Annotated in this window: 13 protein-coding genes and 1 pseudogene; 3 read left to right on the top strand and 11 right to left on the bottom strand. The window is 53.3% G+C overall.

The genetic code is table 11. The features are described from left to right. Window positions 1–4 precede the first annotated feature (4 nt). From CVU69_11595 to CVU69_11580, 4 genes are read right to left on the bottom strand one after another with little or no spacing between them, the layout of a single operon-like run. The gene (locus CVU69_11595) at window positions 5–832 is read right to left on the bottom strand and encodes a hypothetical protein (GenBank protein ID PKN11620.1); all 828 of its coding nucleotides are present in this window, start codon (window positions 830–832) and stop codon (window positions 5–7) included. Window positions 833–869: 37 nt separating this feature from the next. Continuing rightward, window positions 870–1,475, bottom strand: a complete 606-nt coding sequence (locus CVU69_11590) for a LemA family protein (protein ID PKN11619.1) — start codon at window positions 1,473–1,475, stop codon at window positions 870–872. A gap of 12 nt (window positions 1,476–1,487) precedes the next feature. Beyond that, window positions 1,488–3,506, bottom strand: a complete 2,019-nt coding sequence (locus tag CVU69_11585; protein PKN11618.1) for a hypothetical protein — start codon at window positions 3,504–3,506, stop codon at window positions 1,488–1,490. Beyond that, window positions 3,503–5,347 carry a 3-octaprenyl-4-hydroxybenzoate carboxy-lyase gene (locus tag CVU69_11580; protein PKN11617.1) on the bottom strand — a complete coding sequence of 615 codons (1,845 nt, stop codon included), beginning with the start codon at window positions 5,345–5,347 and terminating at the stop codon, window positions 3,503–3,505. Before CVU69_11580 ends, CVU69_11585 begins: the two co-directional genes overlap by 4 nt. Window positions 5,348–5,633: 286 nt before the next feature. Here CVU69_11580 and CVU69_11575 point away from each other — a divergent pair, with 286 nt between their 5' ends. Beyond that, on the top strand, window positions 5,634–5,954 hold the full coding sequence (locus CVU69_11575; protein ID PKN11616.1) for a cytochrome C: 321 nt from the start codon (window positions 5,634–5,636) through the stop codon (window positions 5,952–5,954). Window positions 5,955–6,046: 92 nt separating this feature from the next. Next, window positions 6,047–6,381: pseudogene (locus tag CVU69_11570) on the top strand (hypothetical protein). Window positions 6,382–6,760: 379 nt separating this feature from the next. On the opposite strand, the gene CVU69_11565 reads toward CVU69_11570, so the two are convergent. The 7 genes from CVU69_11565 to CVU69_11535 form a co-directional block, all read right to left on the bottom strand. Then, window positions 6,761–8,413 (bottom strand): spore coat protein, encoded by a 1,653-nt coding sequence (locus CVU69_11565; protein PKN11615.1) that lies wholly within the window; start codon window positions 8,411–8,413, stop codon window positions 6,761–6,763. Window positions 8,414–8,706: 293 nt separating this feature from the next. Next, window positions 8,707–10,128 (bottom strand): peptidase, encoded by a 1,422-nt coding sequence (locus CVU69_11560; protein PKN11614.1) that lies wholly within the window; start codon window positions 10,126–10,128, stop codon window positions 8,707–8,709. 135 nt (window positions 10,129–10,263) lie between these two features. Then, complete coding sequence (locus CVU69_11555) at window positions 10,264–12,003, bottom strand: succinate dehydrogenase/fumarate reductase flavoprotein subunit (protein PKN11613.1); 1,740 nt, start codon at window positions 12,001–12,003, stop codon at window positions 10,264–10,266. Next, entirely contained in the window at window positions 11,990–12,664 is a 675-nt protein-coding gene (locus CVU69_11550; protein ID PKN11612.1) for an FAD/NAD(P)-binding:oxidoreductase, read from the bottom strand. Before CVU69_11550 ends, CVU69_11555 begins: the two co-directional genes overlap by 14 nt. Before the next feature lie 2 nt (window positions 12,665–12,666). Beyond that, a complete protein-coding gene (locus CVU69_11545) occupies window positions 12,667–12,882 on the bottom strand; it encodes a [Fe-S]-binding protein (GenBank protein ID PKN11611.1) in 216 nt (71 codons plus the stop codon). Between the two features lie 128 nt (window positions 12,883–13,010). Continuing rightward, window positions 13,011–13,592, bottom strand: coding sequence for a hypothetical protein (locus tag CVU69_11540; protein PKN11610.1), 582 nt, complete (start codon window positions 13,590–13,592; stop codon window positions 13,011–13,013). 136 nt (window positions 13,593–13,728) lie between these two features. Further along, window positions 13,729–14,001: a hypothetical protein gene (locus tag CVU69_11535; protein PKN11609.1), complete on the bottom strand. Its 273-nt coding sequence runs from the start codon at window positions 13,999–14,001 to the stop codon at window positions 13,729–13,731. A 687-nt stretch (window positions 14,002–14,688) separates the two neighbouring features. On the opposite strand from CVU69_11535, the gene CVU69_11530 reads away from it, so the two are divergent. Then, window positions 14,689–16,128, top strand: coding sequence for a two-component sensor histidine kinase (locus CVU69_11530; protein ID PKN11608.1), 1,440 nt, complete (start codon window positions 14,689–14,691; stop codon window positions 16,126–16,128). Window positions 16,129–16,130: the final 2 nt, after the last annotated feature.

The following is a 16,130-nucleotide window of genomic DNA, read 5'->3' as shown; positions in this document are numbered from 1 at the left end:
GGGTTTATTTATTAACCAAAGGGATGAATTTTTTCGCGATAATTGTTTGGCCTTCCGGACTTTTCGCAAAGTTGACAAACAGCTCCAGTGCCCCCTTGCCCTTCCCCCTGGTAACGAGGAGGAGAGGCTTGTTCAAGGGATATTCACCGGCTGTGACCGTCTGCCGGTTGGGGCTGAAGCCATCGACCTTGATAACTTTAACCCGGTCAACATCGACCATACTCATACTGGTCACTGTAAAACCGGCCGGGAGGAGTGACACATTTTTGTCGGCATCAGCCACGACCAGGCTGACGATCGCGCGGGACGAGATTTTTTGCCCGGTAAAGAGAAATTGCTCGACCGCTTCGTAGACCCCGGAACCTAGTGGCGCGGCGACTTGCAGCAGGGGCAGATCCCGACCACCGATCTGATTCCAGTTAATAACGGTGCCCAAAATCATCCGACGCAAATCTTCGCTGCTGACATTCCCTAGGGGATTGGTGACATGCACAACCACAACCAGAGGATCCCAGCCGATGAGATGCTCCACAAGACCCGCACCCTTCTCTTGGGGCGTCAAATAACGACCACTGCCGGCGAGGTCGATCACTCCGGCACTTAGCGCCTTGATCCCGGCGCTGCTGCTGCCTCCTTCTAATTCAAAATGGACGTCATGGGCGGTTCTGAACCGGTGTGAAGCCTCGCGCATGAAATCGCGCTGCAAAGTTGTCACGCCGGCATAGTGGAAAACCTCGCTGCCAACTGCGCTCTCCCCCGGAAAGAGAGGGAAAAAACTGGCAAAGGCGATGACAGCTATAAAGCGGAGCGAAAAAAACATGCACATCTCCATAACTGGTTAAAGTTCGGACATAAATAACATTTCAGCTTCAGCCAGGCAAGTCCCTTCTCTCATTATTCCCCTTTTCCACCGCGGAAAAAGAAATTTGTACGTCCTCGCGGTGGGCTGGATCGGTCGCCCAGAGTTTACGCGCCGTGAAGTTAAAAAGGCGGGCAATCACCAGGTCGGGAAGCTGATCGAGACGGATATTGTAGATATTGACATAGTCATTGTAAAGCTCGCGACGGTCAGCAATCTGGTCCTCGATCTCGCTGATCCGATTGGCAAACTGACGAAAGCCGGCATCGGCTTTAAGTTCCGGGTAATTCTCAGTCACGGCGAAAAGGGAGCGCAAGGTTTCGCTGAGAAAGTTCTGGGCCGCCAGCTGCTCAGCACCACTCCCGGCGCTGGAGAGTTGGGAGCGGGCGCGAATGACCGCCTCCAGGGTGCGCTGCTCATGTTGCATATATCCTTCACAGACCTTGAGCAACTTGGGGAGTTCATCATAGCGCTGCTTGAGCAGGAGATCGATATTACTCCAGGCTTTGTCAATATCGTTCTTCATCTGCACAAAGCCGTTGTAAAGGACAACCCCGTAAAGTCCGAGGATGGTACTGACGCCGAGCAGTATCCCGAGGACTATTAATCCTGTCATTTTTACCTCCTGTTAGTTGCCCGCTGCGGGCAGAAAATGGAGAAGTTGTCGTAAGGCCCAAAGGCTTAGTAACAGACCGGCAAGGAGTAAAGCGAGGGCCTGCCACCACAGGGTTCGGGTTACTGCCTTTTCGTTGATCGTTTGTGCAATCAAGAAAGGGAGGGAGCGGCGGGGAGACGCGCCGATCACCAGAAATTCTTGCTGCTTGCGCCGCTCCTGCTGCCCTTGCAGGCGGGATTTGGCCACTTCGCCGGCAACGACACGACGCGCCTCGTCCCATTCGTCGACACCAATTTTGCCGTCGTTATTTTTATCAAAACGCTGTCGCAGTTCAGGGCTCTTTTTCAAATCCCGCAGTCGCTCGCTGGTCGCTTCGTGCAACGACTCGCCACTGCGCTGGCGCGGCGCGGCAAAACCGAGGACATAAAGCATCTCCCCTTCAGGAATACTCTCCTCTACCCACTTTTCATCACTGTCCGGCTGACTCTCCCGTCCGAAAAAGGCATTGTTCAAGCCGTCACCATTCCCTTCCTGACGATGACCGGGACGAAGATCGGCTGCCAACGGATCGATCAGGACCTTGCCGGTGGAATCGCTCAGCCAGAAGGGATGCAAGCCGCTCGTCCGTTGGGAGGTGAGCCGCCATGCGTCATTTCGGTTGTCGCGCCGATAGCGCAGCAAACGGTAATAGATACAAGGGGTCTGGGTCACCGGCGTGACCAGGGAGCAACAACGCTCCGCGCGACCGAGGACCTCGACCATGCCGGTGGCGAGGGAGCGGATGCGACTGACCGGGGTGTTCTCAATCTGCCGCTTCAGCCGCACCGCAGTAAAGGCTCGCCACAGTAAAAAACCCGCCAGCAGTGCCGGCAGCAAACCGCTCCCCACCCCCTGTTGCCACAACCAGGGCCACCAACCGCCCGGCCCTTTCTGGACAACCGTCCAGCCGCCAAAGAAGAACAGGGCCGGGATGCCGTATCGCCAGAACCGTAACCAGGGATGCGCTGCAGTTTTCCTGTCTTCCGGCGGTGCCGGGAGCGGACGACCCGGTTCTGTCCGCGCGGTTTCACTGACGGCAGCTGCGGTCCTATCGACCTGCGACAGCCGCCCTGGCAACAGCGGCGGTAAATCCTGGATCAACGGCAAGACGGGAAGGAGTTGGGGGGGCCCGTTCCCCTTCGGCTCCGCAAAACCAACCTGGCCGACAAATTGCGCTGCCAACGCCCCGAAACGACTGAGGGCCACAAGGTTCTTGCCGAGATTGGCATCAGTTAACGGGGCATCGAGCTGACAACCGGGGAGATTCGCCAGGCCGAAATCGCTGCGCAGGGTCAAACTTTTGGCACATCGGCGGGAGATTTCGATCAGCGCCAACAGGTTCAGGCCGGCACTGAGAGTACGCGCGTCACCGAGTCCCTCCGGATCATAGCGGCCGGGGTGGGCGCGCACCGCCCCCGTCATTTGTCCCTGAGCATCGAGGAGATAAAGATCGAGAACCGGCCGGGCCCGACTGATCGCCCGGCACAGTGCCTCTTCATCATGACGTTGCGCGGCGGCGTCCGCCCCCTGATAAGCGTTCCGGACGAGGAGTTGCTTGACGCCGTTGGCAACGACGGTGCCGGAAAGGTCGGCGAAGACAGCGACGACATAAACTTCACTGTGAATCGTCAGTTCGCTGTTATCAGCAATCAGGGTCAAAACCTTATCGCCGTGCCGCAGACTCTGCAGCTTAGACGGATGCGCCTTTGGCAGCAACGGCACCAGAAGTCGGGCTGGAATCGTATAGGTGTGCAGCAGTTCGAGCAGAGGGGTGAGTTTTTTCCTGCTGCCGCGCAAAAAGAGGCTATAACCCCGTCCGAGCAAGCGTTGCCGGGCCGTATAAAGATCGACTCCACAGCGGCGCTCAATCTCAGGCAACAGCACGTCAAAATCGGCAGGCGGTGCTGCCTGCTGATCGACAATCAGCCAATGCTCCGAGCCAGCCGCGGTCGTGGCCGGCGGCGCATTGGAATCAGTGGGCGATACTGTCATTTAAAGAGCCCGGCCAGGGGGCCGTTTGACGTTGCCAATGCTTCGATCTTGCGCACCAGCGCCGGATCTTCGATCAGCGGAGGGGCATGGTGGGGCTTGGCTCGGGCATCGATGACCAGAGAGCCGCGGCAGCCCCAATGACGGGCGATGGTGGCGGCACCGAGACCGTAAATATCCGATGCGGGGTTGGCGCGGGTAAAGGTCGTCCAGACAAAATTGTCGGTGGTGGCACTAACAAAATCACTGTCATCGACCACAACGATCAGCGGAAAGCGATTGACCGGATGGTCTTCTGGCAGGGAGGTGCAAAAATCATCGATCAGCGGATCAGGGAGGCCGCGCTGGCCGGCAGCCGCGGGCGCGTTCAGCACCAGAACGCCAGGAAAAGCGAGCCGCGGCGCACCGAAATCGGCGGGGAGGCGGAGGTCTGGCGGGATCGTCGTTGGCAGCTCGCGCCGCATAGCACCGGCGGCAGCAAGAACGACCTTTGAGCCCTGATTGAGGCCACTGCCGCTGTAATCGAGGGTATCGATGGTGGTGTGGGTCTGAAAGTGCAGATCTTGCTGCCAGTCGACCCGCTGGAGAAAGGCGGTCAAAAAACTTTTGACATCGTGCAGATCGAGCCCCGGTACGTCTTCTTGCGCCATAATAAAGAGAAACTTGGCAAGGGAGAGCTGCCCCTGGCCGAGGATGGCGTTGGCCTGGGTGAGGAGCTCCATCGGCCGGCGCTCACGGCTATAAGGGACGTAGCGCTCGCTGCCGAGAGCAAGGAGGAGAGGATGGACGCCGGCGGCATCGACAGCATGCACCGCCTTGACCCCGGGCAGGACCGTCGGAATCAGCGGGCCGGTCAGTTCATGGATAAAAGCGCCGAAGATGGTATCCTCCTGCGGCGGCCGGCCGACGGTCGTAAAGGGCCAGATGGCGCCGGGTCGGTGATAGACTGCTTCAACATCGAGGACGGGGAAATTATGGCGCAGACTGTAGTAACCGAGATGATCGCCAAAAGGGCCTTCCTCTTTGGTGCGTTGCGGGTCGATGCTGCCGACGATACAGAAGTCGGCCTCGGCGGGAATCGGCAAGGCGCCGGGACGCGCAATCATCGCCAGACGATGGCCGCCGAGGAGGCCGGCAAAGGAAAGTTCGCTCATCCCTTCCGGTAGCGGCATGACGGCAGCGACAGTGAGACTTGGCGGACCGCCGACAAAGATATTGACGCGCAGCCGCTCGCCGCGTGCGATCGCTTCAGCATGGTGGACACCGATACCACGGTGTATCTGGTAATGCAGCCCGACTTCTCGCTCCGGGTCATAATCATTGCCGCTCAACTGCACCCGGTACATACCGAGGTTCCCCCCCGCTGTTCCTGGGCGCGCCGGAGATTCGCTGTAGACCTGGGGGAGGGTAATAAAAGCGCCACCGTCATCCGGCCACGATTTAAGTTGCGGCAACTGCGACAGGGCAATGCGCTGTGCCAGAACTGGTCCGGCGGCAACCTTCTTCGGCAGCAGATGCCAGGCTCCGGCCACGGCGGGGAGGATCCCGGCGGGGGCGCGCAACAGGGTCATGGGATCGACCTTACTCTTGACCAGCTGCTCAATCCGGGGGAGTGCATCGCGAAAGATCAACCGGGTACGCTGCATGGTCCCGAAGAGATTGCCGAGGAGGGGGAAGGCACAACCCGAGACGTTGGTAAAGAGGAGGGCCGGGCCGCCAGCGGCAAAGACGCGGCGCTGAATCAGTCCGATCTCCTGATTTGCCGAAATCTCGACATTGATACGTTGCAGCTGCCCGTTCTTCTCGAGATCTTGAACGGCCTCTTGCAGATTGCGATAGCCCACGGTTGACTCCTCGAAAGGTCTCTAAAACTGGCTCATCTTAATGTAATTCCCGAACAGGAGCAAGACAGTCTCCCCCATTCCGACAAGCTGTCAATCTCTACTTCAATCTCTCACCGACAATCCAGAAAACAGCAAGGAGGCGATCGACATTTCTCCGTCGGCCACGGCCCTCGAAAGATGGATGCTATTAAATCGACTGGCATAATTAATTTTCTGGATTGATTTAATATTTCAAGGTATTTTGTATCATTATTAAACACCAACACTTCATCAGGAGGCACACACCATGCGGAATCTTATCGTTGTCATTACAGCCACTTCTCTTGCTCTTTTTGCCAGCACCGCTTTCGCCGTTTCTTCAGGCAAGACCCTCGAATTCAAGGGGAGTGAAACCGGCGTCGTGACTTTTGATGGTGCAATGCATAAAGAGGCTGTCACCAGCTGTAAAGACTGTCACAAGGAAGGACTCTTCCCGAAAATGAAGCAGGGAACCGTAAAGATCACCATGGAAGAGATTTATGCTGGTAAACTTTGCGGTGTTTGCCATAACGGACAAAAAGCCTTTGAAGCCAAGGGAAATTGTGAACGTTGTCACGTCAAAAAATAACGCAGGAATATACATGTTCTGTTGAGGAGGGATTAAGAAAAAATCTTGTCGTTGCCGGTCTGCCGTGCCAGCCTTCGCCCATTATTTTTATAATGATTTCATGTGAGATGGCCATGGCCGACGCCACCAGCAGCAACGGTGGCATCCGCTCCTACGCCGAACGCAACGCCGTCAACTACCCGATGCAGGGCTCGGCGGCCGACATCATCAAGGTGGCGATGGTCAATGTTTTTAAGCGCCAGAATAAGGTAGGACTGACGAGCAGGATGTTGCTACAGGTCCACGATGAACTGGTCTTCGATGTGCCGCTGGCAGAGGTGGAGATCATGCAGCGATTGGTCAAGGAGGAGATGGAAGGGGCGATGGCCTCTCGGTGCCGCTAACGGTTGCGGTCGAGGTGAGGAAGAACTGGCGGGTGGCGCATTAAATTCTTGACGAGGACCGGCTGCTTTACGCCCTTTGTGTCTCAATTTAAGACCAATTATTGTTGTATTCGCAAATTCTATCTGCCATCCCCGGACGCCTATATCGGGGGCCATGATTTCAGCAGCTTAAAGGCTGGATTCCAGCTCAGAATCGCGGCAGGAATGACAATTTGCCAGGGCATAAAAATCTCAACTCTAAACTTTTGACGTAACCCTGGCATCGCCTGGGGCAGACACATATGTGCCAGCGCCGACAGGACTACCTACTGTGACCAAAGGAGCGGTTGAATAGTTCACCTGACACTCGTTGCATAAAGGTCAGCTTCAATGGGGGCATTCTCGAACTTCAGGCGAAAATGCCCCCATGTTTGCAGTGTTCCACTAATATGCCAGTGCCGCCGCATTACGGAGCGCAACGTGACTCTTCAACATTAATATTGCTGCATCAAACTTGCTGGATGAAGTAAACGTGTATCCAGTCCCCTCACTCAAAACCGCCTCCCGTATCAGATCTGACTGGGCTGCATAGATAGGGACCATCCGCGTTGCATTGAAATAGTTTGTGGCGAAGTCATGCACATTCAACCGGTATTGTGCGGCGTAATCAGCATTATCCAGCAGGTACCTGATAAGCGGCCACTGTGATGTCACTTCCGAAGCGCCCAGAGTCAGACAACGGTTGTTTGATGCAAGTGCCTCGTTATTGTCCCACGGGATCCATTCAAAAAGCCCGGTTGCAGGATTTCGATACAGATAGAAATTGTGTGTCATAACGCCATAGGTGTCCCAATTCTGCATGACGTTATTCGCCGCAAGCCATTTAAGAAAAATCGGAACATCAAGAATCTTTTCGAGATTGGCTTTCCAGGTTGCCGTGTCAGTCAGGCGAAGGCTTGAGTTCAGCGCATCGTAAAGTGCCTGCACATCGCTGTAATCTAAGGCGCTTTCGTTAGTTTTCTTAGCAAATTCATAAGTATTGAAGTTTCCTGTCGAGAGGTAGGCAGCACCGTCCTCCGGCTTATAAAGATTTCCGGTATCGTCGGCATATTGCGTTTTAATGACGGTATCATCCACCTCTTCCACCAGTGTGTACAATCCGTAGTAGACCGGTCCACTTCCGTAATCCACATAGAGCTTGCAGAGCGAGGTGTGTGAACTTTTCAGGCCAAAATCACGGAAAAGTTGGGCTGCGACATTCTCGTGGATTTCTGATTCATCCTTAAAGTTGCTTTTGAGACTTAGTTTTTTGATGCCGTAGAAACGTTGCCCGGCGATAGCAGGATAAATATCCTCGAATTCGTTAAACTTCAGCTTAAAGGGGAGCTTGTTACTATTGGCGCCATAAAGGCTGGAGTTCCCCTTATATCTGATACCGACCCGATACCATTCTTTGCCGTTATACTTGACCTCGCCAGGGACACAGATCGGATCATCCATCAGATAATAATTGTTCGGTGCCAACAGTTTCGTTCTGAGTGTTGTCAGGTTGCTCTGCATCACGGCCCAGTTGCTGGCATCGATGGTAATATCCAATCTTTGTACCTGGCTGTTATCAAAGACTTTACTCAAGTTGGTCGTAATGGCGGGGGCTTTAAGCTTTCCATGCGTCTCGGCAGTCCAATCAGGTGTCGCGATGACAGTATCGCCAAAGATCAGGCTGGTAAGTGTAAAGACCTGGCTGCTTGATGTCCCGCTGGAGGGCTCCGGGTTGGTAACGGTCACAGGGTACGTACCCGCTACTGCCTGTTCTTCAGTCGTGAGTTCAGCCGTCAGATGGGTGTTACTGACATACGTAGCCGGGCGACTGATGCCATTGAAACTTACCATGGCTCCGCTTAGAAAGCCGCTTCCCACAATGGTAAGAGTCTGTGCCGATGACCCTGCGTAGGTGGTCGCCGGGAACATGGCTGAAATGACTGGCTTGCTTGTGCTTGCTACGTTGCTGTCGGATGATATATCCCCCCCACTGCACCCAATGATCAGAGAGAAGATAAACAGGCTGATTGTGCTAAATAGAAGAAAGCGGTATCTCATAGTGAGTTCTCCTTGTTGTTTTTGAAAAGTGCTTTCGCTTATCTCTTCCTAACTAAACTATCTACCATTTTCCATGAGATTAGACAGCAATTCCCGCTGTTCCGGAGTCAACAGTGCATTGACATTATTATGCGTTCTGGAGTGTGACACGACCAATTCAACTTCATGGAGATAATGTTGCATGGGAAAAATTTACACGCTGTTAAGTATTGAAGAGCGAGACCCGTGGTCGGCGTGAATAGAGCTTTTTTTCGACCGGCGGGGGGATTTGTCCCCGTGACCGAACTCCACTCCTAAACTGCAAGCACTCGGTCAGGCTGTAAAGTGATGTATATCCAGCTACCCCCTCGAAAGATCAGAAATCGTAGGGGTATTGAGGGATTGTGGTCATTCATGGCCTTTTCAAATGAAACGAATCCGTCGATGGAGTTTCCGTCAACATCTTTAACGACATCCCCCTCCTTTATTCCGGCCTCATCTGCAACTCCCCCCAATTTAATACTAGCAACCAGGAGTCCATTCGCCTCTTTATCCGCAATGTTGCGGGGTTCCCCATCAGAATAATCGACGACCATGAGACCAAGTTTTTCATACACGAGACTTTTCCGCTCGCTTGCCTTTACTTCATTAAGATCTTCGATCAAGACCTCTGCACTTTCCCGTTTATTATTACGCAATAACACCACTGCGACTTTCTTCCCGACAGGAGTGGCATGAAAAATACTGACGAAATCACTTATATTTCGAATGATCTTTCCATCAAACTCCAGAATTAAATCACCACGCCTGAATCCGGCACGATCGGCGGAATGCCCCTTGTCGATATTCGCAATAAGTAACCCTTCAGAGTTGGGCGCTCCAAACGATTTGGCTAGATCTGGAGTAAGGGGCTGAAAGGAACAACCAATCCAGCCCCTTTTCACCTGACCGGTCTCTTTCAACTGGGAGAGGACTGTCTTTACCACATTAATTGGAATGGCAAAGCCCAACCCATCACCTCCAGCTATCTTGGCAGTATTGATTCCGACAACTTCACCACGGCTGTTGACCAGCGGACCGCCCGAGTTACCGGGATTTATCGAGGCATCGGTTTGAATGAAATTGTCGGGGTTATTTTCATAGAGCATTCTCCCGGTGGCGCTGACTATTCCAGCCGTTACCGTCTGCGTAAGCCCAAAGGGGTTGCCTATTGCGATCACTCCATCGCCGACGTTTAGAAGATCGCTGTCACCGAGATTCGCCACCGGAAGCGGTGCTTCTGCTTCGATCTTCAAGAGTGCAAGATCGAGTTTTCTGTCAAGCCCCTTTATGACTGCCGCAAAAGATCGCCCGTCGGAAAGATTCACTTTTACTCGGGCAGCACCATCCACAACATGGCTATTTGTCAGGATATATCCATCATTGCTGATGATGAAGCCCGAACCGGAAGCCTGTTCCTTATAGGAGCGGGGTGACAGTCCCTCTCCCACGGACGGCTCATTTTCGCTTGGCAAATCATCTCTTTTGTCGGTAACGCCTATCTCCTTGGAGTTACCTTTTTGGGAATAAAGCTTAATGACTTTGATGTTGACTACAATGTTTTTGGTGGCTTTGGCAACAGTTCCCCAATCAGAAGGAGGAATCTGAGCCCCTGTAGCGCCTGCCAGGAACAAATAGAACAAGACTGCCAGTAAAGGCACTGTACTGACGGCCATGATTGATCTACGCATCTGCATTCTCCTTATCAATATGGATGAATTGAGATGGAACCATTAATAACAAAGAAACAAATTGCAGCCGAAGATGGAGAAGCAAGAATCCGTGCTGGAAAACCCGCGATGCGGGGAGGGACCGCAATCTGATCTGACAACTCACGATGGCCACGTCCCGAAAGCCTGTTTTTCCAACTGCATCGAACCATCACTTCCTTTGTAGATATTGATCCAGGCATTCCAGTTTTCAGTGTCCACCTCAGGGTAATCGAGTCGATAGTGGCTGCACCTGCTCTCTGTGCGCATGATTGAAGCCCGCAGTTTCATCTCGGCATTCAGAATCATGTTGGCGGTTTCATGGGCCAGCCGGAGTTCATGCAGGTCGGCGGCGCGCAGCATCGGCCGATGATGATCCCGCAGCTCTTCAATATAGGCCAGGGCCGCAGTCAGCATTTTCTCCTTTTTGATATACAGCACAAAGTTGGGGATCATGACCCCCTGCAGGGTCTGGGTCACCCAGGCCGGCCCGTAGCCTTGTTTCCTTTTCAGTGGTGCCAGAATATCGGCCTCGATTTCCTTGCGTCTGTTTCTGGAAATTACCGGCATCGCCAGGCCGGTCGCATAACTCTGCGCCGCTTCGCCGGCAATGGCACCCTGAACTGCAGATCCGGCCAGTGAAGAGCCACCCTGGGTATAGATGCCGCCCGCCATATGGGAGCCGAGCGCGTCTCCGGCGGCGAAGAGCCCGGGGATATTGGTGGCGCCCTGGTCGTTGATCGGCACCAGCCCCTCCGATTTATGAATAGACATACCGGCGGATGAGCCGGCGACAGAGGCCCCCCCACCTCTGCCGGGAGGCGGACCACCCTTTTTTGAGTCACCACCGGGCGGTGGAGGTCTGCGGCTCTGATCCTCAGCAAATTCTTTCGGCCGAAAGGGGCCGCCTGTGACGATTCTTCCTCTTCCTTGCCCCGGAGGGCCACCTGCCATGGGGTTGCCCTGCATATATGCCTGGTAGCAATCTTCTACCCCCAGGTCGTGATGAACCTCTACTCCTGTTGTGTCCGGTTTTCTTTCGAACATGCCATGCCAGCCGTCAAAACAGGCCGCAGAGTTGGTCGCTGACCCCACATGGCCGTCGTTCCACTCTTTGCCGGTGACCTTAGCGCCGATTTCATAGGCCATCATCGTCCCGTCATGGGTCAGGTCGCAGATGGGAAAACCATTGGGCTTGAAACCACCGGCTCCGGTGCAGAGGATTACGCTTTTGGCGGTGAAGAAGTGAACCTTTGCTTCATCAAGACTGAAACCGGCAGCCCCGACAATTTTCCCGTTTTCCTTGACCAGATGAGTCAGCATGACCCGTTCGATAACTGCAATTCCACGCTCGTTCAGCGGTTTGCTGAACGAATTGAAGTACAGGGGTGAGTCAAAAAAACCCCATTCCCGCAACTCCTTGACCCGGGCCAGAGAGTGCTCGGCCATCTGCCGGGTAAAGACCGGATTATTGGTGCCGAGTGCAGAGCGGGAGACCGTAGCCACAAACTCATCGAGGCCTACTTTTTCCTTGGCCGGATCGTAGGCGAAGATTCCTTTGGCAAAGGGTGTCTGTCCCGAAGCCCCCAGCCTCCCCTTGGAGACCATCAGCACTTTCGCCCCGGCGTCATAGGCCTTGACTGCGGCAAAGAGCCCCGCCATGCCACTGCCGATCACCAGCACATCCGCTTCATTTTCGGAATAGGTCATTTTGTCGATATCGATTTCAGCGATATTTCCGCCTATCTCTCCATCCCGTGCGGAGAACCCCATGGCGGCCACGGCGGCCAGACCGGCCGCACCACCGGCAATCGCCATGAAATTCCGGCGTGACAGGCCTTTCGTGTTTTCAGACGTTTCCATTGGTATCTCCATTTAGCTTTGCAGATTTTGAACAGTAGTTCTTCAGCAGAAGGAAAACTCCACTGGCGGACAAAATTCCGATATACAGAGCCATGGAACTATTTGAATGACGTCCGAGATCGATAACGTGCCATGAAGCACTGAAGATAAACAGAGCTGACAACATGCCGTGTATAAGCCGCCAGGTCGTATATTTAAGAGGTAGTATTTTTCGGAGGAGAGGGGTTGCACCAAGCAGTAGAAGCAGGCACCAGGCGATGACGCCCAGGATAACACCCGGGGTGGTAAATGTCTGGATGGCAACGCCAGCTCTGGTCAAAATGGACCAGAAAGCATCAAGTGGGGTAACGCCTGATTCAAAAAACCTGGGAATGACCAGAAGGACAGGGTGGATAAGCAATATTGTGATAGCCGTATAGCCGCTGAAATTATGCACGCGGGCCATTCTGCCCATCGTCACTTCTGCAACCGCTGGCCCGTTCGACCGAGAGAGATAAAACTGACTGATCACCTGAAAAAAGGCCAGGATAGTCAGAATCGAGAGGGATTCCTTCAAAAACGATCGCTCCGTCATACGTCCCATTCCCCAGATAAAGAGCGGTCCGCCGGTAAAGATCAACATTGACTGAACGAAAAATCGACTTTTCAGATATTCACTCATCGCTACCCCCACGAAACCACAACCGGGATGCTCTTTTCCGGTGAAATAGTGATGGCGTCCACCGGGCAGTACATCCTGCAGAGGTGGCAAATCTGGCAATCCGCCGGATATTTGATGAATGCTTTTTTTGCCCCCGCATCTAGGCGAATAACATCAGTGGGGCAGGTTTTTACACAGTCGCCACAGCCGATGCACCCCTTGATTGATTTAATGGGCATGTATGTCTCCTTTCCATCGCGTGACCGATCCCTATGGGGCGGGCTCTCCTTATAGCGAGCGCAAAGCGGCCCGTCTTTTATGATATCCGCCGAATTAACTCGCTTCCATTTTTCATTTTGCGTACCAATTAATCGACAGTAAAGCTTGTCGAAGTCGTAGCAGTTAGACTGGCTATCGTCACGGTAATCTGCCCTGACGTCACACCTGATGGAACTTGGACAATAATCGAAGTACTATTGGAATTTATGACTGTAGCTGTCGTGCCGCCGATCGTGACAATAATGTCGGGGTCGGTAGAAGTGAAGCCGGTTCCGACGATGGTAATATACGAGCTAGTCGCGCCGGAAGTTGGGGAAAAACTTGTGATCCTCGGGATCACGCCAAAATCATCGTCAGATATTCCTGTGACATCATCAATGGTCACGCTGATTGGACCTGTTGTTGCTCCAGACGGAACGGTGGTAACAATTTTTTCGCTGGTACAACTGGAGACGGTAGCTTCCTCTCCATTGAATGTAACTACATTGTATGTCGTTGTTGTGTCGAAGTCCGTACCGGTGATGGTAACGGTCGTGCCAACCGTGGCTTCAGAGGGTGAAAACCCTGTAATGCTCGGTGGTGTAGTCGTGCTCCCGCAGCCGACCAAGAGGAGTAGGGGAAACCAGGCAAGTATCGCAAGTTGTTTCCGAAATTCGTATGCTCTGGACATTATATTCTCCGATTATTGTCAGTATAAATGGCTCTGCGCTGGGCTATGGAGACAAATAAGACCAGGGGCCCAGGCAGAATTGCCTGGCTCCCCTGGTCTTTTTGTTTCTCAGAACGGAAAGGGGGCCAATTCTCTCTTAGCGCGGGCCACCGCCTTGCGGCATATTCTTGGGGACAGCAACCATTTGACCGTCTTTCTCCTGGCAGGTCGCTTCGAGAGTCTCGCCCTCGCGGCCCTTGAATTCAACACTCGCGCCGGCACTCTTGTCTTTACATGCGGCAATCGCTTCAGGCGGCGCGCCTTTAGACGGGCGCCCCTGACCTTGATTGGCGGCGGCAGAGGCGTACATTGGCATCACGCTTATCAAACCGACGATCAGTGCCACTTTGATCAAATGAGTTTTTTTCATCTCGAAACTCCTTTAGGTCTATCGACCTATTCTGGGTTAGCGTCCCACACTAGGCGGACGAAGTTGTAGATACGAATAGCGTCGCCCTGAGGGCCGTTGCCGGTGGGATAATCAGCCGGGTTCGCCCGATATCGCCATCGCCGTCGGTAACGGCCCTCTGCTGCCAGATCAGGCCGGTGACCTGATCGGTGATGGTTCCGTCGCCATTATCTGTAAAGCTGGCAGGATTGCCAGCGTGTTGCGCATCCTGGCCATAGAACGCTTCCCCATCGGCTGGGCAGGAGATCTCAACACCACTGTCGTAGCAGTCTTTTTGACCAGTATCTACGATAGAGTAGCTGCGTACTTACTCCCTTTTTCAATCTTGTTTGTTTCCTGCATCTACGAGTCTTCCTGAAGGTTAAGGTGAACTGTAAGGGAGAAATGTGGAGAGATTATGGAGGAGATCTTTTTTATTTTTCCTCTTCAGAAGAAGATCTAGAGTTCACAATTTATTGCAATACTAAGATATTATATGATGCGAGAATGAGCCTGATCCGGACGATCCAAAATACAACGGGAGAAATCAAACCCTTCATATTTCCTCCACATTTGCGCTCTATGCTGTCACTGCTGCCAAGAGGAGGAGAAACTCTCAGCTGATTTATTTTTCTGTATTCAAAAATTTGATTTTCTTAAGAGGCCACTGTGAAGATTAAAATTAAGCACAAACTATTTTTCACCCTGCTACTGACCAGTACCGTGGTCGCCGCCGGCATGTTCTGGTTTATCCAAATAAGTTTTGATCGTGGGTTCCTCCACTACGTTAACAGACAGGAATTGGCGCAATTAGAACAACTGGACCAACTCGATGAACGACTGGCGAAAGGCTACGCCGAGCATGGCAGTTGGCAGTTTTTGATAGAAGACAAGAGGCTCTGGCTGCAACTCCATCGTGACATCTTCTCTTTGCCATCAATGGGGAGACATCCGGAACAAGGGGGGGGGCATAACCGTTTGGGCGGACCACAACCTCCTCCCGGGAATTTAAAGGGCATTGGTCCGAGGCTCGTCCTCTTCGACGTCAACAAAGAGAGGGTCATTGGGGGGCCGCATGATGCAGTATTCGAGCCCGACCTCAAGCTGAAACCGGTCATTTATCAATCTTTGACCATTGGTTACCTGGGACTGATCCCGGCGGAGAAGCTCTCGGGGGAGGGCGATCTCCTCTTTCTTGAACAACAGAGCGAATCCTTTGCGCTGATGGCAATGGCAATGGCAGTGCTATCGTTGCTCCTTTCTTATCCGATGACTATTCACCTGTTGCGCCCGATCAAGGAACTCACCGGGGGGACAAGCAAGCTAATAGCCGGGCAGTTCAAGACCCGTATCTCGGTCATGACTAACGACGAACTTGGTCAGCTATCCTGCGATTTCAACAACCTGGCCATGACGCTGGAAGAGAACGAAAAAGCACGGCAGCAATGGGTGGCCGATATCTCCCATGAATTACGCACCCCGCTGGCGGTCCTGTACAGCGATATCGAAGCACTACAGGACGGAATCCGCCATCCCAGCCCACAAAACCTGGCGATCTTGCATGAAGAGACCGTGCACCTGAGACGGTTGGTCGACGACCTTTACGAGCTCTCCATGTCCGATATCGGGGCGCTTACTTATAAAAAAGTCATGGTCGATCCCGTCAGCATATTAAAGGGGTCCATCGAACTCTTTGAGCAACGTCTGTCCCAGAACAAAATCAGACTCACGGTCGACCTGCCGGCGAACCTCGCCATTTCAGTCCTGGCCGATCCCGACCGATTGCAGCAACTCTTCACTAATTTATTGGAGAACAGCCTGCGCTACACCGACACACCGGGTTTGCTGGAAATCCATATGCTCGTCAATAAGTCTTCTGTCTTCTTCCACTTTGAAGATTCAGCGCCGAGCGTCAGCCCGTCACAACTGCCGAAGTTATTCGATCGCTTGTACCGGGGCGAGGAGTCACGCAATCGCACCAAGGGCGGTGCAGGACTCGGCCTGGCGATCTGTAAAAATATCGTTGAGGCCCATCACGGAAAGATCGATGCGAACATCTCTTCCCTTGGCGGTCTCGATATCAAGATTGAGTTCCCCCTGCGTTCATGAGG

It is taken from the genome of Deltaproteobacteria bacterium HGW-Deltaproteobacteria-4, from assembly GCA_002841765.1.
Lineage (GTDB): Bacteria > Desulfobacterota > Desulfuromonadia > Desulfuromonadales > UBA2197 > UBA2197.
This window is presented reverse-complemented; position numbering and strand designations above follow the sequence as displayed.

What these genes read in the sequence shown, in the direction of transcription:
- CVU69_11575 (PKN11616.1), top strand. Translation starts at nt 5,634, where the DNA reads ATGCGGAATCTTATCGTTGTCATTACAGCCACTTCTCTTGCTCTTTTT.
- CVU69_11560 (PKN11614.1), bottom strand. Translation starts at nt 10,128, where the DNA reads ATGCAGATGCGTAGATCAATCATGGCCGTCAGTACAGTGCCTTTACTG.
- CVU69_11540 (PKN11610.1), bottom strand. Translation starts at nt 13,592, where the DNA reads ATGTCCAGAGCATACGAATTTCGGAAACAACTTGCGATACTTGCCTGG.
- CVU69_11595 (PKN11620.1), bottom strand. Translation starts at nt 832, where the DNA reads ATGGAGATGTGCATGTTTTTTTCGCTCCGCTTTATAGCTGTCATCGCC.
- CVU69_11535 (PKN11609.1), bottom strand. Translation starts at nt 14,001, where the DNA reads ATGAAAAAAACTCATTTGATCAAAGTGGCACTGATCGTCGGTTTGATA.
- CVU69_11585 (PKN11618.1), bottom strand. Translation starts at nt 3,506, where the DNA reads ATGACAGTATCGCCCACTGATTCCAATGCGCCGCCGGCCACGACCGCG.
- CVU69_11555 (PKN11613.1), bottom strand. Translation starts at nt 12,003, where the DNA reads ATGGAAACGTCTGAAAACACGAAAGGCCTGTCACGCCGGAATTTCATG.
- CVU69_11550 (PKN11612.1), bottom strand. Translation starts at nt 12,664, where the DNA reads ATGAGTGAATATCTGAAAAGTCGATTTTTCGTTCAGTCAATGTTGATC.
- CVU69_11545 (PKN11611.1), bottom strand. Translation starts at nt 12,882, where the DNA reads ATGCCCATTAAATCAATCAAGGGGTGCATCGGCTGTGGCGACTGTGTA.
- CVU69_11590 (PKN11619.1), bottom strand. Translation starts at nt 1,475, where the DNA reads ATGACAGGATTAATAGTCCTCGGGATACTGCTCGGCGTCAGTACCATC.
- CVU69_11565 (PKN11615.1), bottom strand. Translation starts at nt 8,413, where the DNA reads ATGAGATACCGCTTTCTTCTATTTAGCACAATCAGCCTGTTTATCTTC.